17 protein-coding genes are annotated in these 23,519 nt (G+C 63.8%); 9 read left to right on the forward strand and 8 right to left on the reverse strand.

What is annotated here, in order from left to right; translation table 11 throughout:
• Window positions 1-230: 230 nt before the first annotated feature.
• A complete protein-coding gene (locus tag THIMADRAFT_RS07210) occupies window positions 231-1,064 on the reverse strand; it encodes an alpha/beta fold hydrolase (protein WP_007192330.1) in 834 nt (277 codons plus the stop codon).
• Between the two features lie 167 nt (window positions 1,065-1,231).
• Window positions 1,232-1,465, reverse strand: coding sequence for a hypothetical protein (locus tag THIMADRAFT_RS07215; protein WP_007192331.1), 234 nt, complete (start codon window positions 1,463-1,465; stop codon window positions 1,232-1,234).
• Between the two features lie 148 nt (window positions 1,466-1,613).
• Between THIMADRAFT_RS07215 and THIMADRAFT_RS07220 the strand changes: the two genes are divergently transcribed.
• Both THIMADRAFT_RS07220 and THIMADRAFT_RS07225 read left to right on the forward strand, forming a co-directional pair.
• Window positions 1,614-2,177: a cytochrome b gene (locus THIMADRAFT_RS07220; protein ID WP_007192332.1), complete on the forward strand. Its 564-nt coding sequence runs from the start codon at window positions 1,614-1,616 to the stop codon at window positions 2,175-2,177.
• A gap of 530 nt (window positions 2,178-2,707) precedes the next feature.
• Window positions 2,708-4,411 carry an FAD-dependent oxidoreductase gene (locus tag THIMADRAFT_RS07225; protein ID WP_007192333.1) on the forward strand — a complete coding sequence of 568 codons (1,704 nt, stop codon included), beginning with the start codon at window positions 2,708-2,710 and terminating at the stop codon, window positions 4,409-4,411.
• 48 nt (window positions 4,412-4,459) lie between these two features.
• Here the strand turns inward: THIMADRAFT_RS07225 and THIMADRAFT_RS07230 are convergent, their stop codons facing one another.
• The 4 genes from THIMADRAFT_RS07230 to THIMADRAFT_RS07245 form a co-directional block, all read right to left on the reverse strand.
• A complete protein-coding gene (locus THIMADRAFT_RS07230) occupies window positions 4,460-5,848 on the reverse strand; it encodes an alpha/beta hydrolase (protein ID WP_007192334.1) in 1,389 nt (462 codons plus the stop codon).
• A 338-nt stretch (window positions 5,849-6,186) separates the two neighbouring features.
• Entirely contained in the window at window positions 6,187-7,407 is a 1,221-nt protein-coding gene (locus THIMADRAFT_RS07235; protein ID WP_007192335.1) for a vWA domain-containing protein, read from the reverse strand.
• Between the two features lie 19 nt (window positions 7,408-7,426).
• Complete coding sequence (locus tag THIMADRAFT_RS07240) at window positions 7,427-7,993, reverse strand: hypothetical protein (RefSeq protein ID WP_007192336.1); 567 nt, start codon at window positions 7,991-7,993, stop codon at window positions 7,427-7,429.
• On the reverse strand, window positions 7,990-8,523 hold the full coding sequence (locus tag THIMADRAFT_RS07245; RefSeq protein ID WP_007192337.1) for a PspA/IM30 family protein: 534 nt from the start codon (window positions 8,521-8,523) through the stop codon (window positions 7,990-7,992). Before THIMADRAFT_RS07245 ends, THIMADRAFT_RS07240 begins: the two co-directional genes overlap by 4 nt.
• 154 nt (window positions 8,524-8,677) lie before the next feature.
• Between THIMADRAFT_RS07245 and THIMADRAFT_RS07250 the strand changes: the two genes are divergently transcribed.
• Together THIMADRAFT_RS07250 and THIMADRAFT_RS25495 are read left to right on the forward strand one after the other, a co-directional pair.
• Entirely contained in the window at window positions 8,678-9,376 is a 699-nt protein-coding gene (locus THIMADRAFT_RS07250) for a response regulator transcription factor (RefSeq protein WP_007192338.1), read from the forward strand.
• A 1-nt stretch (window position 9,377) separates the two neighbouring features.
• A complete protein-coding gene (locus THIMADRAFT_RS25495) occupies window positions 9,378-11,495 on the forward strand; it encodes a sensor histidine kinase (protein ID WP_007192339.1) in 2,118 nt (705 codons plus the stop codon).
• Here the strand turns inward: THIMADRAFT_RS25495 and THIMADRAFT_RS26495 are convergent.
• Entirely contained in the window at window positions 11,381-15,487 is a 4,107-nt protein-coding gene (locus THIMADRAFT_RS26495) for a zinc metalloprotease (protein WP_007192340.1), read from the reverse strand. The two genes, THIMADRAFT_RS25495 and THIMADRAFT_RS26495, sit on opposite strands and share 115 nt — an antisense overlap.
• Window positions 15,488-15,964: 477 nt before the next feature.
• Here THIMADRAFT_RS26495 and THIMADRAFT_RS07265 point away from each other — a divergent pair, with 477 nt between their 5' ends.
• From THIMADRAFT_RS07265 to THIMADRAFT_RS07275, 3 genes are all read left to right on the forward strand, one after another.
• Entirely contained in the window at window positions 15,965-16,570 is a 606-nt protein-coding gene (locus THIMADRAFT_RS07265; protein ID WP_007192341.1) for a D-sedoheptulose-7-phosphate isomerase, read from the forward strand.
• Between the two features lie 117 nt (window positions 16,571-16,687).
• Window positions 16,688-17,203 (forward strand): exosortase H, encoded by a 516-nt coding sequence (gene xrtH / locus THIMADRAFT_RS07270; protein ID WP_007192342.1) that lies wholly within the window; start codon window positions 16,688-16,690, stop codon window positions 17,201-17,203.
• Window positions 17,200-17,817 (forward strand): exosortase H-associated membrane protein, encoded by a 618-nt coding sequence (locus THIMADRAFT_RS07275; RefSeq protein WP_007192343.1) that lies wholly within the window; start codon window positions 17,200-17,202, stop codon window positions 17,815-17,817. The genes xrtH and THIMADRAFT_RS07275 overlap by 4 nt, the downstream gene beginning before the upstream one ends.
• Window positions 17,818-17,885: 68 nt before the next feature.
• On the opposite strand, the gene THIMADRAFT_RS07280 is transcribed toward THIMADRAFT_RS07275, so the two are convergent.
• The gene (locus tag THIMADRAFT_RS07280) at window positions 17,886-21,233 is read right to left on the reverse strand and encodes a sulfotransferase (protein ID WP_083829224.1); all 3,348 of its coding nucleotides are present in this window, start codon (window positions 21,231-21,233) and stop codon (window positions 17,886-17,888) included.
• A gap of 114 nt (window positions 21,234-21,347) precedes the next feature.
• On the opposite strand from THIMADRAFT_RS07280, the gene THIMADRAFT_RS07285 reads away from it, so the two are divergent.
• Together THIMADRAFT_RS07285 and THIMADRAFT_RS24515 are read left to right on the forward strand one after the other, a co-directional pair.
• Window positions 21,348-22,574: a trypsin-like serine peptidase gene (locus THIMADRAFT_RS07285; RefSeq protein ID WP_007192345.1), complete on the forward strand. Its 1,227-nt coding sequence runs from the start codon at window positions 21,348-21,350 to the stop codon at window positions 22,572-22,574.
• 300 nt (window positions 22,575-22,874) lie between these two features.
• Window positions 22,875-23,453, forward strand: a complete 579-nt coding sequence (locus tag THIMADRAFT_RS24515; protein ID WP_158308363.1) for an FkbM family methyltransferase — start codon at window positions 22,875-22,877, stop codon at window positions 23,451-23,453.
• The last annotated feature ends 66 nt before the right edge of the window (window positions 23,454-23,519 follow it).

The following is a 23,519-nucleotide window of genomic DNA, read 5'->3' on the forward strand; positions in this document are numbered from 1 at the left end:
AAACCGCGTCCAGAGCGACATGCGTCGTTTTCATTGTGCGATTGGCTTCGGCGATATCGTCGATCCCAGTGAGACGCGGTTTAGAATTTAATATTTTTTAATACTTTAAACCGCGTCGGCTCCAGCGGCTCTGAAATCCGCCGGGGCCGATCCCATCCAAAAACATCGCATACCGCACTGGACGCGGTTTAGGTGATTCCCGGGAGGGGAAGACCTCCGCGGAAATCGCCTCAGAAGCCTCCGGGGAGCGGGTGCACCCGTTCCCCGTCGAGGAAGGCGGCAAGATAGCGGGCGGTCTGTTCGGGTACCTGATAGAAGAAGCCGTGTCCGCCGCCCTTGATCTGAATCACCGAGGCGTCGGGGATTCGCTCGCCGATGATCCATGCATTGCGCGGCGGGATGACGACGTCCTCGGTGCCCGTCATCAGCAGTGTCTGGGCGGCGATCTCGGAGAGTCTTGGACAGACGCCGGGCCAGGCACCGAGTGCCTCGGCCTGACGCATCAGATTCGCGTCGTCGATCGGTGCCGTGATGGGAGGGAAGATCTGCATCGGGTCCGGGGTCTCCCGCAGCCAGTCGGGCGGGAAGAGGTTCTCGAACATCCGCCGGATGCGCTCCTCCAGTGTTCCGGACATGTCCACCAGCCTTCGCCAGACCGCCTCGTCCGGCCAGATCGCCTCCGCGCCTCCGCAGGATGCGGACAAGAGGACGAGCTGCTCGACACTCTCCGGATGCGCGAGTGCAAGCTCCTGTGCGATATAGGATCCCATGGACCAGCCCAGGACGTGGGCGCGGCTGATGTGCAGCGTCTGCAGTAGGGCATGGGCATCGGCGGTAAAACGCGCGATCGAGTAGTCCTGATCCGAGGAGGTGCTGTAACCCATGCCGCGATTGTCGAAGACGATGACCGGTCGCGTGCGGGCCAGCGCCTCGATGATCGTCGGAGGCCACATTTCCATCAGCCCCCCGTACCCCATGATCATGAGCACCGGGACGCCGTCTCGGGACGGCCCGAAGATGCGGTAGGCGATCTCGATATCGTCGATGGACGCGCGCTCGATCATGCTCTCGACTCCGTTGAGGTGTGCCGTTCCCTTCGCAGGGCTCGGGGTCTCGAATCCAGGCTCATCAATTCGGGGCTGATCAACTCCGGCCGGGCCGGCTCCGGATTGAATCGCCGCGGCGAGACAGAGCATGCCGCATGCGGCAAGCCCGCGCAATCCACGCGGGCTCATGCCGACGCCCGGCCAAGCTCGCCGGGGCGGCGCACGATCAGCTCCCGGGTCGGATAGGCAAACTGGATGCCTTCCTCTTCGAGCTTGAGATAGATCGCGAGGTTGATGGCTTGTTGGATGTCCATGTCGAGCGTGAAGTCTGCACCGATGACATAGTAGACCACCTCGAAGTCCAGCGAGAAATCACCGTAGGCGGCGAAGTGGGGGCGATCGCGATTCGGCGCCGACATGCGCTCAACTGCAATGCCCCGGACATCTTCGATAGCGTACGATTGCAAACCCGACAAACTCTAATGATACTCGCCGCTCCGAACGACCCGACCGACGATTCATCACCCAACGCGAACGACGACGGTCCAGACGAAAAGGAATCCTTTCATGAACGACACGCAATCCATCGAACGTTACGGCATCGTTTCCCAACTCTTTCACTGGGTCGTCGCCGCCCTGCTCTTTGCCATGCTCGGCACGAATCTTCTGCGCGAGATGGCCGAGAAAGGCTCGGATGCGCGGACCGACTGGCTGAACCTGCACATGTCGCTCGGCATCCTGCTGTTCGCGATCGTGATCCTGCGTATGATTTGGACCAAGATGACGTTCCGGCCCGCGCCGCTCCCCGGCCTCTGGATCACCCGTATGCTGGCCAAGGCGGCACATGTGCTGCTGAATCTGGCCACCCTGCTGGTGCCGATCGGCGGCTATCTGCGCATCGCCTCCAAAGACGTTCCGGCGGATTTCTTCGGGACTCCGATCCCCTCGATCGTCGGCGACATGCCGTGGCTGCACGACATCGCCAAGATCGGCCACGGGACCTACATGGAGTATTTCTTCTACATCTTGATCAGCCTGCATATCTTGGCCGCGCTTTGGCATCAGTATGTCCGCAAGGACGGCGCGATCGATCGGATCGTGCCTTGGGGTAAGACCGCGGCCGCCAGCTGAGTTTTTTCGGAGGCCGGGGCCGGGCTCCGGGCTCCGGGCTCGAGCCTCCAGCCTCCAGCCTCCAGCCTCCAGCCTCCAGCCTCCAGCCTCCAGCCTCCAGCCTCCAGCCTCCAGCCTCCAGCCTCCAGCCTCCAGCCTCCAGCCTCCAGCCTCCAGCCTCCAGCCTCCAGCCTCCAGCCTCCGGCGATCGGTCTTTTGCTCGCGGCCGGCCCCCGGGACGTGATGCCCTGCGCCGCGCGCCATGATAGCCGGGGGAGTTACGAGCACGGCAAGACGGGTCGGCGTACTGTTGCCGACCAACAGGCTCGACTGACACTCGCAAGCACTCTTCTCGCGCGGGCTTGACCCGGATCAGTCTCGACTCGCCGACTGTTGAGGATCCGCAATTCCGACGGCAGCGGAATGGCTCACACTGCCTGCGTTCAACCGCTCGACCGAGACCGCCCCGTCAATAGACTCCGACGCCTTGCTCGATTGTGCATCCGGCCGTGCCTCCCTACCCGTTTCCGCTCAACCGAGAGACCTGATCTATGTCGTCGCAACCCTTGCGTATCGTCGTTATCGGCGGATCCGCCGCCGGTCCCAAGGCTGCCGCCAAGGCTCGCCGAATGGACGAGCATGCCGAGATCACCCTGATCCAGCGCGAGCCGGATCTGTCCATGGCCTCCTGCGGCTTCCCCTACTATGTCGGCGGTACCTTCGACGATCGCAACATGCTCGTCTGCACGCCGGCGGGCATCGTCCGAGACCCTGCGTTCTACGGCAAGGCCAAGCGCATTCAAGCCTTGGTGCGCACCGAGGCGACCGAGATCGACCGGGTCGCCAAGACCGTCACCTATCGGGATCTGTCGACCGGCGAGCACGCCACCATCCCCTACGACCGACTGGTGATCGCAACGGGTGCGACACCGCTGCGCCCCTCCGTGCCGGGAATCGAGCTCGAGGGGGTTACGACGCTGCATTCGATGGCCGATGCCGACGCCTTGCGTGCAGTCCGCGACGAAAAAAAGACGACCAAGGCCGTGGTCGTCGGCGGCGGACTGATCGGGTTCGAGGTCTGCGAGGCGCTGCGGCTCGCCGGGATACACACGACCGTCATCGAGAAGACGCAACAGATCCTTCCCTTCCTCGATCCGGACCTGGCCAAGCTGGTCGAGAACCATGTCCGCGCGCACGGCCCCGACATCATCGTCGGCAACGGTGTTGCCGAGCTTCTCGGGGAGAACGGCAAGCTGGTCGGCGTCAAGCTCGACAACGGCACCGAGCTGCCCTGCGAGGTCGCCGTCATTGCCGTCGGTGTCAGACCCAACGTGAAGCTCGCACAAGCCGCCGGCATCGAGATCGGTGCGGTCGGGGGCATCCGCGTCAACCCCTATATGCAGACCTCCGACCCGGACGTCTATGCCGTCGGCGACTGTGTCGAATGCACCTCGCTGGTCAGCGGGAAAGCGGTGCGCGCGCCTTATGGCGACCTCGCCAATCTACAGGGACGCGTCGCCGGTCAGAACCTGGTGAAGGACGGCAGCGCCCGCTTCCCCGGCATCATCCAGACCGGTATCTGCAAGATCTTCGACTACACGGTCGGCTTCACCGGACTCTCCGCCAAGGATGCCCGCGAGGCGGGATTCGACGACATCGAGACGGCGATCATCTCCGGGCTCGACATCCCCGGCTACATGAGCGGCAAGCTGCTGATCAGCAAGATGGTTGCCGACCGCAAGACCGGCCGCATCCTAGGCTTTCAATGCATCGGCCCCGGCGATGTCAGCAAGCGCGTGGCGGTCGTCGCGATGGCGATCCGCGGCAAGCTGACCGTGGAGGACATGGTCAACGCCGATCTGCCCTATGCCCCGCCGTACTCGCTCGCCATCGATCACGTGATCAGCGCGGCACAGGTCATGGACAACAAGCTCCAGGGTCGGATGCAGGGTCTCTCGGCCAGCGAGGTCAAACAGCGCGTCGACTCCGGCGCCGACTGCTTCATCCTGGATACGCGCAGCCCTCAGGAATTCGAGGAGACCCGCCTGGGCATCGGCGAGACCCTCATCCCGCTCGGCGCATTGCGCGACCGCTTCGCCGAGCTGCCGCAGGACAAGTCCAAAGAGATGATCCTCTACTGCCGGATCTCGCTGCGCGGGTACGAGGCCGCAGCCATCCTCGATGCCCACGGATGGCACAATGTGAAGGTCATGGAAGGCGGCGTCGTCGCTTGGCCCTATGCGAAGGAGAAGTAGCGAGTCCCCGTCCGCCGCAGCGATCCGTCGAGGCCCCGGAAAGGCGCGTCACGTCCCGTCCACCGGAAACTCCCAGGTCACCCGTCCGGTCTTGATCAGCTCGCGTCCCGGCTCGCCCAACTGCTTGTCGTAACGGATCAATTCGATCAGATCGGAGCTGACCTGCGGATTGGTGGTGAAGTAGGAGTGGCCGAACAGGTCCGTGCGCTTGCCCTCGTAAGAGACCAGGTCGATGCGCCCGACGGCCTCGAAGTAGCGCTGCGCCCGGTCCGGGATGTCCTCGGGGCGCAGCTGACCGACCCGGTTGCGACTGCGGAACAGGATGCGGGACACCAGCAGGGCACGGTCCTCGGGCGAGGCATAGATCGTCAAGCGGCCCTGCAGCACGCGCGGCAGGCGGCCCTCCGGCCACACCGTCATCAGCTCCGGATCGGACAGGAAGCCGGTGATCTGCTGACCGGCGATATCCACGTCGATGTCGGGCGAGAACAGGACCAGATTGTCGATCTTGTACAGGTCAATCGGCTCCTTGCCGGCGGCGATGGCCTCGGTGACCAGCTCGCTCACCGCACGCAGGGTCAGGGCCGTGCCGCGGCTATGGGCAAGCAGCTGCAGCCGCTCGAGTCCCGGGGTACTGGCGAGGGTGCGGATCGTCTTCTTCAGATGGGCCACCGCGTAGTCGGCGGATTCGGTGGTGGTGGTGTAGGAGATCAGGAAATTGCCGGTGGTCGACGCGGGCCAGGTGAAGAAGGCGCAGACCTGCTCGCGACCGAGGAAGTGGCACAGCTCCGCGGCGGTGAAGGCGGCGGTGGCGAAGGACTCGTTGAACCCGTGAACGTAGAGCATGAGCTCTTTCTTCGGCGCCTGCGCAAGCCTGCGTTCCACCTCGCCCTGGAGTGCGGCCTTCGCCTCGAAGTGGCGCGCGAGCTCGGCACGGTCGCGCAGAACCTTGCCGTCGGCACCCTTGGACACGGGGTAGGGCTCGTCCGGATAGGCCCCCAATTCCCGCACCGGGCCAAGCTCCAGATTGATCTCCCGTGTGCGCTCGGCAAGCTGGCTTTGCTCGCGCAACGTCTCCCAATCCAACCCCGGCACCATCCGAACCCGGGCCGAGCCGAAGGCAATGCGCCGGGCGCGTTCCTGACCGTAGGGCAGGGGAATCTCGGTCTCGGCAGCGGCCTCTTTTTCGGCAGCCGTCGGCGGGGCCCGGTCGGTGATGAACAGGAGGTCGATGTCCGGGGTCTGTCGGGACGTCTCGGCAACCTCGAACACCGGCTGTCCGTCCGGGAGCTGATACAGGATCGGGGTCGGCATCAATTGGCGCGCCTCGGTGGCGCAACCGCCGACCAGAAGGGCGGCCAACATCGCAAGACCGGGCTTGATGAGACGGTATGGCATGTCGAACCGGGGTTTGGTGTCGCGGGCAAGAGCGATCATGGAGGTTACCTCGGGCGAACGAAGGCGCGCGGATCAGCCGCTTGTAGCTGCGAGTCTATCCGAGAAAGCCGTCGCCGCTGCACCCTGGTCTGCAGAAAACGTTCTTCATCGGGGGGAGACGTTCGAGAGGACCGCTGTCTCACGGATATCGCCCGGAAGGCGCATGACCAGGAGTGCCGGCACCACTAGCCGAGCCGCCAAACGCTCCTGACCGCGCTCGGTGCGATGGGCTGCGCCACGTCCGTGTATACCGACTTTCGTCGGCACCCCGAGGGAGGCGGACTTCAGTCCGCCGTGGATCCAAGCTCGGATGGCCTCGGGAATTGCACAACGTTGCACTAGTAGGCAGGGCCGTCTCCGTCGTAGCGAAGCCCCTTTGCGCCCGCCTGCTCTCGGATGGCATCGTAGAGGCGATGATCCAGCGAGTCCTTCGCGCCGCCTCGGGCTGCGACCTGCTCTTTCAGATAGGCGTCGCGCTGCACCGCAAGCGAGTCGATTTCCTCGGACAGAGCCTTGCGCCGCTCCGCCGTCTCTGCGATCAGTGCTTGTTGAGCCTCGGGCGCCAGGGTCTGCAGCGGTTCCGGGAGCGCCGCCGGGGCGATGGTCGACAGATCCACCCGTCCGCTGGCGACATCCTCCACCAGATCCTTGTCGCCGAGCAGGTTGGATTTCCCGGCATCCGTTGCGTTGAATGCGGCGCGACGTGCTCGGGACGCGACGGAAGAGCCCGTATGGAGCTTGTCCGTCGCGGCCTCTTTGCGGGCCTGCGCCTCCTTCTCCTCGGCCGTGCCGTAGTAGAGCCGCGTCTCGTCGAGCGTCGCCGAGAGCTCGGCGAGCTTGCGGTCGAAGGGTGTCGCGATGGCGACGGCGCCGCCCGCTTGGTCCACGCGAAAATAGGTGCCGCCGCCAAGTTGGGCGATACGCTGCCAATGCGTGGCGGTACCGGCATCCTCGCCGCATTGAATGGCGTTGACGGCAATGCCCTTGTGTTGCGCGACGGCGATGGATTGAGCGTATTGAACGTCGTCCTGATAGTCGAGGTGCGGCGGGGCATCGCCGACCAGGAACACCACCTTGTAGGCATCGGGATCCCGGCTCCAAGAGATCCGATGGATCGCCTCGTGGAGCGCCTGGTTCACGCTTTCCGGGCCGTCCCCGCCGCCGGCTGCCTCGAAATCCATCAGGCTCGCCTGGATCGCGTCGATGTCCCGCGACAGATCGACGACCTGCGTGACGTAGTCGTCGCCGCGATCTCGGTAGGCTACCAGGCCGATACGGATCTCGGGCGCGGGCTGCGCGGAGGCCATGGTCGAGGCGATGGACCAGATCTTGTCCTTGGCGGTCTGGATGAGGCCGCCCATGCTTCCGGTCGTATCGAGCACGAAGACCACCTCCACGAGGGGGCGTTCGTTGGTCAGGAGATCCAGGGGCCGCAGGGGGACTTGTGTCGGATCGTCCGGCGGGATGTCGACGGCGATCGCGCCGCGGTCCGTCGGGTAGAGCGCGACCGTGCCTGCGGTGGCCGCGAAGAGTGCGAGTGCGATGAGCTTGGTCTTCATGGTGAGGTCTCCGGATGGATCAGAGGGACGAGGCGTGCTTGCGCAACGCCGCCTCGGCGATGCGGTGGGCGTGCTCGAAAGCGTCTTCTTGGTAAGGCCGGCGCCCGGGATGTCGCGCTGCCGGGCCGGTCGGGATCGCGACAAAGCCGGCCTGAACGAGGAAGAAGCACCAGATGCCGAGCAGCAGGCTCCCCGTCTGCACCGATGCCCAGATGCCCGCTGCGAGAGCAAGGAGGGCGAGTGCGAGATCTGCGAGTGCCGAGACGAGACTCGAATGGAAGAAGAGCGTGCGGATCAGCCAGAGCATTCCGACGTGCAGCAGCAGGTAGAGCACAAACGGCGGCGCGGCGAGCGAGAGTCCGACCGCCGCGAGACACCACGCCAGAAAGGCCGCGACACGCCCGACGCGCACCGGTGTGCGGGCCAGCAGATAGATCAGGTAGCCGAGCGCGAGAGCGGCGATGACCGGGCGCAAGATGCCGCTGCCGCCGCCGATGGCCGCCGAAAGTGCCGTGTACACGGCCGCGCCCGCGAGGCTCGCCGTAAGCGCGACCCCGACGCCTTCGAGAAAGGTCGGCCGTGTCATGAGCCTGCCCTCCGGCCCTTCTCGCGCAGGAAGGCCACCTCGACATCGGCGTCCCGCACGCTGACCGAGGCCGTCGTCCAGACGTCGTCGGCATCCTCGCCAGGTTCCTCAGTGACTAGCTCGGCCCTGCGCCGGACCTCCGCGAGCCGCGCTCGATTCTCGACGATCCGGTTGCGCAGCTCGGTCAGTGTGCGTGAGAGGCCCTCCAGTCGATCCGTCGTCAGTCGTTGAGACTGCTCGGTCTCGAGCCGACGCCGAATCAGCGTGCGGGCCAGGTCTTCCCGGTCGGATCGGAAGCAGAGGTCGAGCTGCTCGTCGGTCTCGCGCAGGGTGCGTTCGAGGTCCGTCAGACGGCGCGTCTGCCCCTGCTGTTCGGACTCCAGACGCCGAGCCCGCTGCTCGTCGCGGGCGAGCGCCTCCTCCATGTCGCGCACGGCTTGGCGCAGCAGGGCGGCGGGTTCCTCGATGCGGTCGAGGACCGCGTTGACATCGGCTCGCAACAGCCGGGACATGCGGGTGACGAGTGTCATGATTGCCCTCCTTTAGGGACTGAGTTGCTCGACAACTCCAGTCTAGGAAGGCGGCCGGCCCGGCCATAGGCGCGGTTCGGTAAAGATCGGGCCGTCGGGTTTACATGGATTTTACGTGCCGCGGAGGGGGCGCCTTGATACCCTGCGGCGTGACATGCACACCAAGTTCAGCCTCTTGATCGTCGAGGACGAGCCGGCCATCCGCACCGGGCTCGAGGACCTGTTCGTCTACCACGGCTACGCGGTCGACTCGGCCGCCGACGGGCACGCGGGATTGCGCAAGGCACTGACCGGGCGGTTCGATCTGATCCTGCTCGACGTCATGCTGCCGGGCGTGAACGGCTTCGACATCTGCGAGCGCATCCGCGCCGCCGATCGCGAGCAGCCGATCATCATGCTCACGGCCAAGACCGCCGACGAGGACATCGTCCAGGGCCTCCGCCTGGGTGCCGACGACTATGTCGGCAAGCCCTTCTCGGTGACCCAGCTGGTCGCCCGGGTGGAGGCCGTGCTGCGCCGGGCGCGTCTGGGCATCGATCGCGAGCGCATCGCGCTCGGCGAGGAGGTCGAGATCGACGTGCGCAACCTCGCCGGTCGTCGCGGCACCGAGACCATCGCCTTCACCCGACGCGAGATGGAGGTGCTGCAATATCTCGGCGCCAATCCGGACCGAGCGGTCTCGCGCGAGGAGCTGCTGAACAAGGTCTGGGGCTATGCGCGTGGCCTGGGCATCGAGACGCGGACCGTGGACATCCACATCGCCAAGCTGCGGCGTAAGCTCGAACCCGACCCGGCACAGCCGCGCTATCTGGTCACGGTGCGCGGTGCCGGCTACCGTCTGCTGAGTGGCTGAGATGCGCGGGACCGGACTCGCGGGTTGGAACCCGAGGCGGCTGCGTCTCGTGCTCGGCCTCTTCTTCGTTGCGCTCGCGATCCCAGCCAGTCTGCTCATTCATCAAGCCTTCGGGCACCTGAAATGGGCGGCCTTCCGGCAACATCAGTTGCTCGCCGAGGAGTTGGCCGCCCGCATCGACACGCGTCTCCGGGAGATCGTCAATGCCGAAGAGGCACGCGCCGTCGCGGACTACGGGTTTCTCGTCGCGACGTGGGACGGGGCGGGTACCCTTCCGCAGCGCTCGCCGCTGGCTCGGTACCCTGTCTCCCCAACGCTTCCGGGGCTCGTCGGTCATTTCCAGGTGGATGCCGCCGGCACCTTGACCACGCCCCTCGTCCCGACGCGCGACGGCGATGCACGCGCGCTCGGGATCGCGCCGGGCGAGCGCGCCGGACGGGAAGCGCTGGAAGAGCGCATCCGCGGGATCCTCACGGACAACCGACTGGTCCAGGGGGCCCGGATCGAGGCCGACGCGATGCCCGAACATCCGATGCCCGAGGATCCGATGCTCGGCGGGCGTCGCGACAAGGACAGCCTCGGACCGACCGCCAATGCCCTTCCGATCGCGACGCCGAAAGAGGAGCGGGCCCTGCCGCAAGCGGCATTCGACCGACTCTCCGAAATCGATGTCTCGCCGATGCGTGAGCGGAAGACGCAAGCCCACGGCACCCTCGGCCGCGTCGAGGACCTCAAGCTCGATGAGCGTTTTCAGCAGGCGGCACCGGCCGCCCCGGCCACCACCGAGGGCCTTCCCCCGAGCGAGCGACAGGACGACGACCGACCGGAGCAGGGCCTCGCGCGCACGGAAGGCCGCGTTCCGGGCCCGGCGGGTTCGCCTGCGCCGAATCCGCTCGGCGTGTCCGAGCCGAGGGCGGACGGCACAGTCCCCGCGGTCAGTCTCTTCGAAACCGAGGTCGACCCCTTTCGAATGAGCCTGCTCGACAGCGGGCATTTCGTGCTCTTTCGTCAGGTCCGGCAGGACGGCCAGCGTCTTATCCAGGGCGTGCTCGTGGAGCAGAGGCCCTTCCTGCGCGGCGGCATCGAGGGCGTCTTCCGCGAGACGCTGCTGTCGCAGACGACGGATCTCGTTGTCGCGTGGGACGGCGACGTCCTGGCCGCCTACCCGAGTCAAGCCTCGCGCGGCTACCTTTCGAGCGCCGAGGAGCTGCGCGGCGCCTTGCTGCTGCGCACCCGCTTGTCCGCGCCGCTCCAAGGCATGGAGCTGCTGTTCAGTGTCGGTCGGCTGCCGACCGCTCCGGGTGCGCACCTCTTGTATTGGATCGCTGCGGCACTCGTCGCGATCCTCTGCGGCGGCATCTCTCTCATCTACCGGCTCGGCCTGCGCCAGATCGCGCTTGCCCGCCAGCAGCAGGACTTCGTCTCGGCCGTGAGCCACGAGCTGAAGACCCCATTGACCTCGATCCGCATGTACGGCGAGCTGCTCCGCGAAGGCTGGGTGCCGGAGGAGAAGCGCCCGACCTATTACGCCTTCATCCATGAAGAGAGCGAGCGCCTGTCGCGCCTCATCGAGAACGTCCTGCAGCTCGCGCGCATGACCCGCAACGACCTGCGTCTGCATCTCCGACCCGTCACGGCGGGCGAGCTGACGGAGCTGATCCGATCGAAGGTGACATCGCGGGTCGAACGCGCCGGCTTCACGCTGAACATCGATTGCGGCGCGCAGGCCGCCGCGGCCGTCGTCTTGGTGGACGAGGATGCCTTCAGTCAGATCCTGATCAACCTCGTCGACAATGCAGTGAAGTTCTCGGCCGATGCCGAGCGCAAACAGGTCGATATCGGCTGCCGGCTGGCCGATCGAGGCACGCTGGTCTTTTGGGTCCGCGACTACGGCCCCGGTGTGCCGCCCGCTCAGATGCGCAAGATCTTTCGTCTCTTTTATCGGGTCGACGGCGGACTCACGCGCGAAACAGCCGGGACCGGCATCGGGCTCGCGCTGGTGCGTCAGCTCGCCGAGGCGATGGGCGGCACCGTGGATGTGGCGAATCGAGAGCCGGGGGCGGAGCTGCGCTTCGTCGTTCCGGTCTCCACCTGCACGGCGAAGGTCGCGGATGCGTAGGGCACGACACCGAGACGGCGCAGGCGGTGCGTCTGCACCGCGGCATTGCGCTCCTTCGCGGTCAGATAATCCCGCGGGTTTTGCGTAATGGCCGGAACCGGGGCGGCGGTCGTCGTGATTCGGGTACCGCTTTGGGTCCGGGCGAGATCCCAATAGCCGAAGCTGGGTCTGACACGGCCGAGCGTGAGCAATCGCACGGTCCAGAATACCGGCGTCCACAGAAGGTTGGCCAGCGGCACCAGGGCGTTCATGAGATCGCGTGTGCACGCGGCAGCGGTGTGGAAGATGACGTACCCCGCCATGAGACGCTCGAAGGCGGCGAAACGCGACTCCTGTAGATCGCGGGCCAGCTCGGACCAGCCGCCGCGCAGGACGCGGGGCATGTCCCCCAACGGGTGATCGCAGGCGCCGAGGCGAACGAATCGGTCGACCTTCGCGGCGGATACCGCGTTGTGGCCGACGCCGACGACGAGCGCTCCGCCCCCCATGTTGCGCACACCGCGCGCTTGGCTGGAGGTCATGCAGACGGCGGCCTCGGCGCGCTCCCGGCCCGGCCAGCGGCCGTCCGGCAGCCCCAGAAACAGCACCAGTCCGCGCGTGATGCGATGGCCGTAGAGATGCAGGAGCTCGCCGGAGCGGGAGTCCGCCGCGTGGATGCCGACGAATCCCGCGAATTCGTAGGCGAGCGAGAACAATTTGCTCACATACTGGGCGAGGAGATTCTTCACGTACGGCTCCTCGCCGATCACGAGTGTTCGCCCGACGAACACCCGATCCCACAGAGGGCGTCGCTGAAGCACGCGCAAGATCAAGGTAAAGAGCACCGCCGCGAAGAGGAAATAGGCGGTTTGCAACCCCGCCAGGATCATCTCGCCGATCGGGCTGCCGAGGTCGAGGACCGACCAACCGACGGTGCTTCGCAACAGTGCGTCCCCGCCAAGCACGGGGTTCCAGCCGAGCCAGAGCATCACGAAGAGGTGAACCGCCGTTGCGATGAATACGAGAGCGGGCTCCGTGAGAAGACTGGCGAGATACCGGCCTTCCCCTTTCAAGCCGGCCCGCTCCTCGGTCTCCACATCCCAGCCCTCGGTCGTTCGGCCGAAGATGGCTTCGGCGCGGCGGACCGTGAGCTGGTCCAAGGCGTCCAACTTCTCCAGATCGTCGTTCCGCACCGCAAAGCCGAAGGGTCGGACGGTCTCGTTGGAGCGCGTCAGCGCGTCACGCGCCAATCGAAGCATCAGCTGGGTCAGGGTGGCATGGGTCGCCGCGGCGCTCACGGTGGCCGGCTCCGCGGATCGCCATCCCGCGCCCGTGGTGAGTGCGCGCTCCACCCACGGCGCATCGGCCTTCACGCCTTGCCCCACGGCGGCCCCCATCAGGGTATCGGCCTCTCCTGTCATGACGAATACAGGGCCGGCCTTCCCCGCCGCGTGGAGTGCCTGAACAAACCGAACGGCGTCGAGGGTGTTGAAGGTTTGCCCGGAGTGGCTGATCGCGAGCGTGATCGTGGTCGGGCCGACGTCATGGCGCTGCGGATCATCGCAGTAGCGCACCGAATCCACCGCCCGGGCATTCAGGTAAGGGAAGATCCGACGCAGGTCCTCGATGAAGCGCTCGCCCACGTAGAGGTTGTTCTCCACGCCCAGGACCAGGAGGTCCAGCTCGGAATGCATGCTCGGCACGGCTTGGCCCTGCTGCTGCTCGGCCCAGTGCGATGCGCTGTCCAGAAAACGGGTCGAAAAGGCGCGCGCGGTGCGCCGGTTGAGCGAAGCCGGGTCGCTCCAGTCGCGTCGAATCCGCTCCAAGACCGACGGGATGTCCGTCATCTCGTCCAGGACACGGTCCCGACCGGGCGGCGTCGGTCTGGTCTCGAGATAGGGGTTGTCCGACACGGCGATCCAGCCATGCGGATCCTCGGCCCGTGCGGTGTCGGCCAGCGAGCGGGGGGTGATCCGCTCGGTGGTCGGTGCCTCGTGCCTGTGCCGATTCATCACGGTGATGCTGTTGTCCGCCGTGTCTTCGCGTACCTGGAGCAGGACAAGATCGCCGTCGCTGAGGTCGTAGCGGTAGGGCAGAGGCGTCCCGTCCGGGTTCGGCCCGCAGGCCACCGTCAGGGCGGCGGCCTCCGAGGCATAGATGAGCATACCCGTCTCGGGATCGGCGCCGATGAAGAGGGGTTGCCGCTCCGCTGCCAAGGCCACCACGCCGGGTTGAAGGCTCGTCGTCGTCACAAGGCCGAAGGTCCCTTCGGCCCGCTCCATGAAGAGCATCGTGGCCGTGTAGAGATCGTTGTGGAAGAAGGCATGCACGGCCCGGCCGACGATCCGCTGCCGGAACCGCTTTGCGTCGTCCGGCCAATCGCGTGTCACCGACAGGGATGCCTGCCGAAGCGCGTCGACCAGTCGCCGGGTGGCTTCGGCATTGCGCGCGAACACCTCCGCCAGCGAGGTGCAGCCGACCACGAGAGGGCGGGCGCAGTCATCCCGGTGGGCGACATCCAGCCCGACGGCCCATCGGGTAAAGACCTCATCGAAGATCGCGGTCAGCGCCGCCAGATCCCGGCGTGGAAGCGCTCGGCCCGTCAGCAAGGCGTAGCCGAGCCGCAGGGAGGCATCCCAGCGTCCTTGGGTGAGCAGAAGATCGAGCATCCCCGCGATCTTCGGAGAGTCGCCTCGCGCCGCGTTCGATTCCCCCAAGACCTCGCTCAGCCACTGACCCAGAGCCGGATTGGATACTCGGCCCCATGGGGCGATCCAGGCATCGAAGTCGCCGTTGTGAGTGATGAGGTTCTCGACGACACGACGGCGGCAGACCAAGTCCTGTCCATCCACGGACCACACAGGCGCGGTGCGGGGACGCGCCCAGCGGTGCCAATGGGTCTCGATCTCGGCGGGGCAGCTTGAGGTGCCGTAGCGATAGTGGCCGACGAGGTGGAAGATCTCGCGCAGGGGTTTACGACCGATCAGTCGCTGCCCGGCGGCACGTCGGCGGAAGGCGCGCAGCAGATCGCGGGTCAGGTCGCCTCGCTTGCCGTTGACGATCTTCCGGCCCACGAAGCGCCCTTTTGCGCCCAGCACCGCAATGCCGCCGGCTTGCTGTCCGCGAACATCCGTGGCCTGTCCCAGCCGCTCGGCCAGGCGCCTGAAGCGGCGCGGCAGGAAGCCGCGCTCGCCCGGATCCCGTTTCGACAGGATGCCGAAATTGCCGCAGAAGACAGCGCGACCCGCCCCGGAGATCAGTGTGGCGTAGTCTGTCCAAGAGGTCAGGAGAATCCAAGCGTTGGCACCGACGAGCAGGAGCAGGACCCACTGCGATGGGGTCGAGGAGATCTCAAATGCTGCAAGTGCGGCCGTTGACGCGCAGAGGGCGACCAGGCTCGCCGCGGGCCCGGCAAAGGCGATCCAGCGCCGTCGAGTCGGCGACAAGCCGCCCAGAGCGAATTGCGGCGCCCGCGTCGGGTGACTTAGGCCGGGGATGAAGAGCGGACCGAAGGGGAGAAGACCGCAGGGCGGCAGAGCGCTCAGATAGTCTACGAATCGCCCGATCCCGACGGGCCCGGCGGCGAGCGCGTGACCTAGACCATGCAACGCGATCGAGCCCATCAAAGCCGTCCGGATCAACGCGGGCAACAACAGGATCAGCCACGGATCCATCCAGGCAGCGGTTCCACCTGCAACGATCATGGCGGCAACGATCAGGGCTGTGGCGATTTCGGGCAAGAGCCGTCCGAGATCGTGCCGGCGGGTCGAGGGTTGGTCGCCGGGCAACGGTCCGCTCGGCGCGTGCGCGGGGGCTTGTCCGATACCGGGGAGACCATTGGCTCGGCCGGCGATCGACATCACCGACGACCGGACGAAGGCGTGGCCGAACTCGGCGGATGCCGCATCGGCGCCTGATTCTCCGGCCTTGCCCCGCCGCATCCTGGGCTCGGGCCGGTTGAAAGACGGGCCGTTCGGGCGATGGTGTGACTGCGGCGCTACTTTGGATGGCATTCTGCTGCTCCTCCCCGGATTCAGACCCGGACTCTCTCCGGGTCGCGGCGGATCGCCCCGCGTTGGCGGCAACTGGTGAGGAGACTTTATGCCTGTGGAATCAATGGGAGGCGGTGATCATGGCCATCCGGGGTGTGGACTATTCACGGGAACATCGGGCGCATGAGGCGGCCCCGACGAACGATCGGAGCCCGTAGGGCCTCGGACCTTTTTGCGTCGGTCAAAGCAACTGCGCAACCGTTTTCGAGCAGGATGAATGCCCCGCCCCATCGGTCGGCAGTGCATGCTGCGGGCGGCCGAGATCGAAGACTCGATCGCACCTCGGCCCTTGTCCAGAGCCGCACCGGATGGCACATTAGAGCCATACGTCGGATGGCCGCCGACAACCCGAAATGCGCCGAAGGCGGGATGCCTACTGCGCCGACACGTGATCGAGTGCAGACCACCATGACGGATCAATCGGAGCCAGGAGCGCGCGTGCCCGCACAACTTTCGCATCAAGACCTTTCCGCGATGCTCGCCGACCGACTCGGCGCCACTGCAGCGCTTGTCGAAGCCGTCCGGGGCGACGCCGATCTGCTCGCCGCGACGGTCGGTGCCGCGGTGCGCACCGCCGAGTCCATCCGCAACGGAGGCACGCTCTTCATCTGCGGAAACGGCGGCAGCGCCGGCGAGGCCACCCACCTCAGCGGTGAATTGATCGGTCCCTTCCTGAACAAGACACGCAACCCCATACCGGCCGTCGCTTTGGGTTTCGATACCAGCGCCTTGACCGCGGTCGCCAACGACTTCTCCTTCGACGAGATCTTCTCTCGCCCCCTGACAGCCTTGGCCCGACCCGGCGACGTGCTCTGGGCGCTTTCCACAAGCGGTCGTTCGCCCAATATCGTCCGGGTCCTCGAAGGCGCCGCCGAGCGTCGGGTGTTGAGCGTGCTGTTGACCGGTGCCCGTCATGCCGATCTTCTCGCGCCCGCGGACATCCTGCTTTCGGTTCCGTCCCGCGAGACGCCGAGGATTCAGGAGCTTCACCTGGTTCTCGGGCATTTCTTATGCGAGGCTGTCGAGGCGTTGGCGGCTTCTTGATAGGTTGCAGGTCAAGCTGGTCCTGCCGGCAGTTTTGCCGTTTTTCCGAAGGATTCCGAATTTAACCAGATTGCGGCCGGAGGCGGGCAGCTGTCTCGCAATAGGGAGTCGATTCGCGTGTTTCGATTTATCGTGCTGTTTTTTGTGATCGTCAGCGTTCTTTTCATTGCAGAGATGACCCCTCCGGTTCAAAACGCCTTTGTGCTGCCCTTTACGGCAGGCGTGACCCATGTCAGTGCCGCGATCATGCAGTTGTTCGACGACCAGGTGAGGGCCCAGGGCAAGTTGATCTGGGATCAGGCATCGGGTTTCGCCGTGTCCATCGAGGCAGGATGCAATGGCGTAGAGGCCGGTATTATTCTTCTCGCTGCCATGCTCGCCTTTCCGGCCTCATGGGTACAAAAGCTGATCGGAATTCTGGTAGGTCTGGTTACTGTCCAGGCATTGAACTTGATTCGGATCATCAGCCTGTTTTACATCGGCCAATGGAATCAGACGCTCTTCGATTGGGCTCATCTCTATGTGTGGCAGGCGTTGATCATGCTGGACGTGCTTCTGGTCTTCTTGTTCTGGTTGCGCTGGATTTCCATCGGAAATGCCCGTTCTCGGCCGGATCCCGAGGTGCTCGCATGAGTCCCGTCGGTCGGTTTGCGCTCAAGGTCGGGCTTTGGCTACCGGTCTGCTACGGGGTTTGGTATTTCTCGTCCATTATCTCCGTCATTCCGTTGGCGTCGGTTCTTGATATGTTCATGACCTGGCTTCTACCGAACCTGATCGGTGGAATCGAGCCCGCCGGAAATAAGCTTCTGGTCACGACTCAGTTGAGTGTGCCGCACCCCGATGCCGCTACGACAATGGTTGGCCTCATACGGTTCGAAACCCATCCTTTGGATTACGGGTACTGCGTACCTCTCTATACGGCATTGGTTCTCGCATCGCCGGGGGATCATCGAAGGAAAGTATTTGTCTGGCTGGTCGGCATGGCGATCCTGTTCGTCGTCCAGCTCTTCGGGGTGAGCACGGGCATCATGAAGATCTTGGCTTTTCACATCGACGGAGCTGCCCGCGAGCAGCTCGCGTTCTCCCCCGCCGGATACGAGCTACTTGCACTGGCGTTCAAATTCGGCTATCTCATACTTCCGCCGATCTCACCTATTTTGCTTTGGATCGTACAATTCCGCTCCTTCTTATCCGACTTGACGGGGGCTGAGTCTTCCCGCAAGCGCTCGGAGCACTACCACAATTGATGGTTGCGATTGTTCGTCAGGGCACCCCGAGAAATCGAGAAATCAAGCGTTTGTGGCTTGCTCTCTTTTCATGTCGTGTCGGCCTGGCCTTCTTTATCGCCATGAAGAAGGGAATGAACGAGTGGATTTACCCCGCTGTTGGCGATTTCCGGATGTTCCGATAGGTATTGCGATATTTTGAAAGACGGATTGGGGTCGCGTCGCTCATTCGCGCCGGTTGAGAGAAAATGTGTTAAAGGGTTGATGCCGGACCGCGCGACATCGAGGTTTTGTTCGAGATACCAACTCGATGAAAAACATGGATGCGGATCCCGTCCTTCGAAAGCGCCCTGAGTGAAGTAGTGAAGTAGGGGATCGATTCCGGCTGCGCCGACGTCCCGGTTGTTTTCGAGATACCACCTCGTTTTGAAAAGCGGGTTCGGCTGTAGACCGTTCCTCCAGCCGAGCAAGGACCAGTGCGCTGCCGCATGATGTCCTGATGAAAGAATCTCCGGATAAGAGCAGACATACCAGGCTTCGTCGAAGAGTCCGGACGCACGGAGTCGACGAACCTCGTAGCGCAAGCGAAGCCGATCCGAAGCACGTAGCGTCAATATCCAGATAACCCATTTCGGCGCGGCCAAAACAGAACGAAGAATCCGTGGAAAGCGTTGCTCGGCTGCGACCACATAGCGGCCGATCTGCCAAGACGCCGTACTCTGGAGTGCATTGACCCGAAACGCCATGGCGTCGCGTTGTCGCGACAAGCGCTCGATGCGGCTTTGACTCGTTCCCAAGCGGCTTTCCAGATGCTGATTCCGTGAACGGTGCTCGACCGCCGCCATCCTGTCTTTCTGTCCGCCGATCTCAAGCTCCGTGATCTTGCGACGAAGGTCTTCGATATGGGCGCGATTGCGAATAACGACCGAATCAAGCTCGGACACGCGGCGTTCCGCCGCGATGATCTCGGAGCGGAGTGCATCGGTTTCCAGTTGGTGGAGCAGCACGGCTGATTCCAATTCGAGGATCCGCGACGTTTTCTGGTCGAAACGCGTTTGATCCGTTTCGATGCTCGGCGTCGGAGGTTCTTCGTCGATCTCGCCAAGATGGACGGTCGGCCCGATTGCCTGCGTCGCCTTGTCGAGCTCTCCTCTAACGCCGTCGAGCACGCACAGAGCGCTTGCGGAGTCGGGGTGATGACTGAGCTCGACCATCGAGCGAAAAGTGGCCTTCACCCAGTCGGGGACATTCTGGTCGTCATAGAGCTCATGATCACTCGCCCGATTATGCCTCAAGCTGTCCTGTAGGAAGGCATCGATCGCCGCGGCGTTTGGCGCCTGCGGTATCTGCGGCCACGTCACCCCTAGATGCGCTTTGATATCGGTTACGCATTCTCGCCAATTGGACATCAGTTGCTCGAAGGTCACGATGGAGCGGAGGGATCCGCGGGTTGAGACCTCGGCATCGAGCGTGTGTCTCAGCCAAAGCAAATAGGCCTTGGCGGGATCGAAACCATCGCGTCTGCGGAGCGATGCGGCGACCTCGAGCGGGTTGCGTATCGGAAGAAGACTGAGGACATCCATCTCCATCTCTTGCAAGACCTCACGCCAGAAGGGCACGAGTCGGCAGATTCTTGGATCCTTGACAACGATAAATGGATCGTCCATGAAGGCGTTTCGCACGACCGTGATCGCCCTCGCTTTGAAACCATCGGCTCTCGTAGAGCTCAGCCAGTCGTCCGGAAGCGCCCGCCAGTCGTCCCAGCGGGTGCCGGCGTGTTTGAGGATCAGATCGTCCAGCTCGTAGATCCCCATCGACTCCCAGAAGCCGGTTTCGTTGTTGTTCTTCGCGGGAGGCATGAGATCCCGAGGGAGCGCTCCGCCGAGCAATCCGGAGACCCTGGTAAAGGCGGAGGTGCCGCTGCGGTGCATGCCGAGGACGAGGAGTGCGGTGCGGCGCTCTCCCGGCGAGGGCTGCGATCCATCGGAGTGACCGCCATAGGTGTTCAGCACCTCGGCGGGACTTCCCATCGTTTCGGCCGATCCGACTCGTTCGGATTCACCATACGGCTCTCCACCGGTCTTGCTCGGGAGTGGCGGCTTTTGACGAGTCGGCACCGTGCGAAGCCTATCCGAGGCGACCTCGTTGGCCGATCCGCGAGGCGTGTCGCCGGTTCTCCGGCCGGGCTCGTTGCCCTGGTCCGAGGAGCCGACACCGTTTCGGGATCGCTCTCCGATCGGAAAACCGAGATCCGCTACGAATCGGATGTCGTCCTGGTCGAATATGGCAGAGTCGTGCGCTTTGAAACGACCGATCGACACGGGCGGGCGAATCAACGGGGTCAAATCTCTGATGCGTTGCACGCTTGGGTCGACCTCGATAAAGCGCAACATCGATTCGAGGGCTTGTTGGGGGTTCGCGCAAAGTGCATCGAAGTTAAGCATAAAGCCTCGACCCGGGAAGCGCTCGAACACGCTGAGTAGGCGCTCATGGACGTGCCGCCAATACCTCAACGCATGTCTTGGGTCGATGTGAATCGAGTCCTCGCCCAGGAAGCTCGGGCCCCAGAGGCGAAGCTGATTCTGGTTTTGGCTGTACGCCATGTCCAGGCCATTGCGAAAGACGTGGATATATTTGAGATCGGGCATCGCGCCCATGAGCCGATCCAACACGACGTGGGTGTTGGGTTCTTTCCAGCCCCATCGGATTCCGGGAGCGGGAGGGTCAACCGGACCGAGGAACGACATCACTCGTTCTTTGAGCCAGCTCGAATCGTGTTGGGCTCGGTCCGTGTCGGCCAGACGTCGAAGAAACGCCTCGGCGGCCGGTTGGCAGTCCGAACGACCCTGCATGCGACGGGTGAAAAGATCGGCACAGGTTCGAAATTCCAGGTCCGAGCAGCCGAGAATCTCCGTGCGCTTGAACAAAAGCGTGAACCAGAGATTGTCCAGCGATTCATTGAGATCGCTGCCGACGTAGAACCCAAGTCGGATCAACAGCTCCGCGACGAGGCGCGTGCCGCTCCCGCCAACGCCTCCGACGGCTATCGGGGACCCGTTTGTGTTCTTCGACACCATAGATTGCCTAAAACGCTTCGGGAGGTAGAAACTCGGCCCTCTCGTCGGGATGCTTCGCGCGCATTGAAGACCGCGAACGATGGTACCGCGCCCGGCACCCGTCCGGGGCCGGACTTCGTGCACCCGCTCCGGTCCGGACGCGATCGGTGTCGGCATAGCCCCCCATGCTCCTTGCTTCAATTGGAGCCTAAGAGGGACGACGCTGTCGAGTCCGATCTCGGCGGATCGCTCGGCGGCCCCCGTCTGCGGCGAACCCCTCTGTGCTGTCGAGAAATGGCGCTGACGTTCCCTCGTTGTCGGATTCCTGAATTCGAGGGTCCGTCTTGCTCGCAGGCTCAGCCTCACGCTGCTACACTGCATAGCGCAGGGACACGCGGCATCTTCACACGGATTCGCCTCGTTTTCACTGCATCGACAGGCGAGTCTCCACTCCGAAAAGCCTTTAGGCGGAATGTCATCGACGAGGAGCTTAGGATGCTGAGATCATTGAGTATTGCTGCGGTGCTGCTGACCGCAAGTCAAGCCGGTTTTTCTCAAGATCGCGGAGGAGAAACACCGGGACCCGTGACCATGCCGGCGGAGCTGCAACGTTCACAATCGGGAGCTGTCCAGGACTACTGGACGCAGGAACGGATGGAGAATGCGCAACCGAGGGGGATGCCTCGTGTAGTGGCTCCCGACACGCAGTTGAGCGGTTCCTCCGAGCAAGCCGATGTGCCCCCGGGGCCGCCGATTCTCGTGCCGGGCTGGTCGCCCGAGAGTGACGAGCTGCCCCCCGTGCCCGGGGAAAGCTACGAGATCAATCTCGATCTCGATTCCTCGGACGCGTCGTTGGAGACGTACGGATCTGCGCCCACAAATCCGAAGGATGGCCCCTACGGTCCCTTCCAGCGCTGGACGATGCAGGGTCGATATGACATCTGGCCGCGCTCGGTACACGGCAAGTTGTTTTTCTCGATTGGTGGTTCCAGCTATGTCTGCTCGGCTACCGTAATCGGGCGTAATGTGATTGCAACCGCGGGGCACTGCGTCAGTAGCGGCAGCGGCTCGTGGGCAACGAACTTCCTCTTCTGTCCGGGCTACAGCCAAAGCGGGCCGATGACCGGGACCGGTTGCTGGGGCGTGCGTGACGGCGCGACCAGCACCGCATACTTCGAAACGGCCGATGTTGATTACGATGTGGCCTGTTTGATCACGAATACCACCGGCGATCAATACAGCGGTCCGATCGGGGATCGAACCGGTTGGTCGGGCTATGCATACAATTGGGCAACGACTCATCCAATCATTCAGTTCGGATATCCGCAGGGCGCACCTTTTGATGGAAAGACGATCCAGCAAGTGGCTTCCGCGGAGTGGTATGAGGTTGATATGGGAGCGGGTGGCCAGAAATCGAAATATATCGGCAGCGACCTGACTGGTGGATCCAGCGGGGGCGGCTGGTTCCTGAGTTGGCGCCATCCTGCAACGGAATATCCCGATACCGACGGATCTGTGGGGACCGACCCCGCAGGCGCGCGGAATGGTCCTTATATCAACGGGGTCAACAGCCACCGTCGCTGCCGTTCGAATTGCGGCAGTCCCCCGACGGCGACTGCGGGTGTCTTCTGGCAGGAGATGGGTTCTCCTCAATTCCTGAACTCGGCTAGCGACAATCAAGACGCTGCGGACATTTTCGGGTACTGCTTCGACAATCAATAAGGCTGCGCCGACCCGGGCTCCGAACCGGATCCGATTCATCGGATGCTCGACGAGGCAGACAGCAGACTCCTGCGCGTCTGCTGTCTGCCGCCACTCCGGGATCTTCGAGTGCCTCGACCGACGAAACGAACGCGGCGCCAACTGAGGAAGATCGTAACGGTCTTCGGGCCGGAGCGCGCGAGACGCCTATTGTGTCGCGAACGATGGGGAGATCGCAGGCTGGTTGCCGTCGACTGTTGCGGGCGGAAGTGTTTTCTTCGTCTCGGCAGCACCGATCCCTTGGTCTGGTTCAGCGTCTTCATGCAAGAGGACTACGGTGCGGTCTTGCCGTTCGAGCCCAGGATCATTGTCGACTTAGGTGCCTACACCGGCTTTTCCGCAATTTTCTTCGCCAACAAGTACCCTAATGCCGAGATCATCGCCGTCGAGCCGGATCCGGAGAACTTCAAGCTATTGACGAAAAACATTGGATACTATCCGCGAATCAGGCCTGTGCAGGCTGCAATCTGGTTCGAGGACACCGTCCTCGATCTCTACGGCCAGAAAGAAGGTCATTGGGCATCTTCCCTTTTCTCATCGACTCCCTTCCCCGGTCGTTCGGGGATTCATCGCGTGCGGGCGATCGCAATCGAGTCATTGATGTCGCGATTCTCGCTGGATCGGATCGACGTACTGAAAGTCGACATCGAAGGGGCAGAGAAAGAGCTTTTCGAACACTCGGCTCATTGGATCGACCGAGTCGGGGCGATCTTTATCGAGCTTCATGACCGCTTCAGACCTGGCTGCGGAAAAGCCGTAGAGGCGGCAACCGGTGGATTCGACCATCAGGTTGTTGGGCCGATGACTTCTCTGTTGGTGAATTGCAGTCGCCGCAGTTGATCGGCGTCATGTTCCAAAGGTCGGCCTTGGTCCGGTAGACGCGGGGCGGGTTCGCCGATTGCCAGG

Origin of the sequence: Thiocapsa marina 5811 (genome assembly GCF_000223985.1) — a bacterium.
Taxonomy (GTDB): Bacteria; Pseudomonadota; Gammaproteobacteria; order Chromatiales; family Chromatiaceae; genus Thiocapsa; species Thiocapsa marina.

Coding starts and splice junctions, on each gene's coding strand:
- THIMADRAFT_RS07210 (WP_007192330.1), bottom strand. CDS start 1,064: ATGATCGAGCGCGCGTCCATCGACGATATCGAGATCGCCTACCGCATC.
- THIMADRAFT_RS07215 (WP_007192331.1), bottom strand. CDS start 1,465: ATGTCGGCGCCGAATCGCGATCGCCCCCACTTCGCCGCCTACGGTGAT.
- THIMADRAFT_RS07220 (WP_007192332.1), top strand. CDS start 1,614: ATGAACGACACGCAATCCATCGAACGTTACGGCATCGTTTCCCAACTC.
- THIMADRAFT_RS07225 (WP_007192333.1), top strand. CDS start 2,708: ATGTCGTCGCAACCCTTGCGTATCGTCGTTATCGGCGGATCCGCCGCC.
- THIMADRAFT_RS07230 (WP_007192334.1), bottom strand. CDS start 5,848: ATGATCGCTCTTGCCCGCGACACCAAACCCCGGTTCGACATGCCATAC.
- THIMADRAFT_RS07235 (WP_007192335.1), bottom strand. CDS start 7,407: ATGAAGACCAAGCTCATCGCACTCGCACTCTTCGCGGCCACCGCAGGC.
- THIMADRAFT_RS07240 (WP_007192336.1), bottom strand. CDS start 7,993: ATGACACGGCCGACCTTTCTCGAAGGCGTCGGGGTCGCGCTTACGGCG.
- THIMADRAFT_RS07245 (WP_007192337.1), bottom strand. CDS start 8,523: ATGACACTCGTCACCCGCATGTCCCGGCTGTTGCGAGCCGATGTCAAC.
- THIMADRAFT_RS07250 (WP_007192338.1), top strand. CDS start 8,678: ATGCACACCAAGTTCAGCCTCTTGATCGTCGAGGACGAGCCGGCCATC.
- THIMADRAFT_RS25495 (WP_007192339.1), top strand. CDS start 9,378: ATGCGCGGGACCGGACTCGCGGGTTGGAACCCGAGGCGGCTGCGTCTC.
- THIMADRAFT_RS26495 (WP_007192340.1), bottom strand. CDS start 15,487: ATGCCATCCAAAGTAGCGCCGCAGTCACACCATCGCCCGAACGGCCCG.
- THIMADRAFT_RS07275 (WP_007192343.1), top strand. CDS start 17,200: ATGAGTCCCGTCGGTCGGTTTGCGCTCAAGGTCGGGCTTTGGCTACCG.
- THIMADRAFT_RS07280 (WP_083829224.1), bottom strand. CDS start 21,233: ATGCAGTGTAGCAGCGTGAGGCTGAGCCTGCGAGCAAGACGGACCCTC.
- THIMADRAFT_RS07285 (WP_007192345.1), top strand. CDS start 21,348: ATGCTGAGATCATTGAGTATTGCTGCGGTGCTGCTGACCGCAAGTCAA.
- THIMADRAFT_RS24515 (WP_158308363.1), top strand. CDS start 22,875: ATGCAAGAGGACTACGGTGCGGTCTTGCCGTTCGAGCCCAGGATCATT.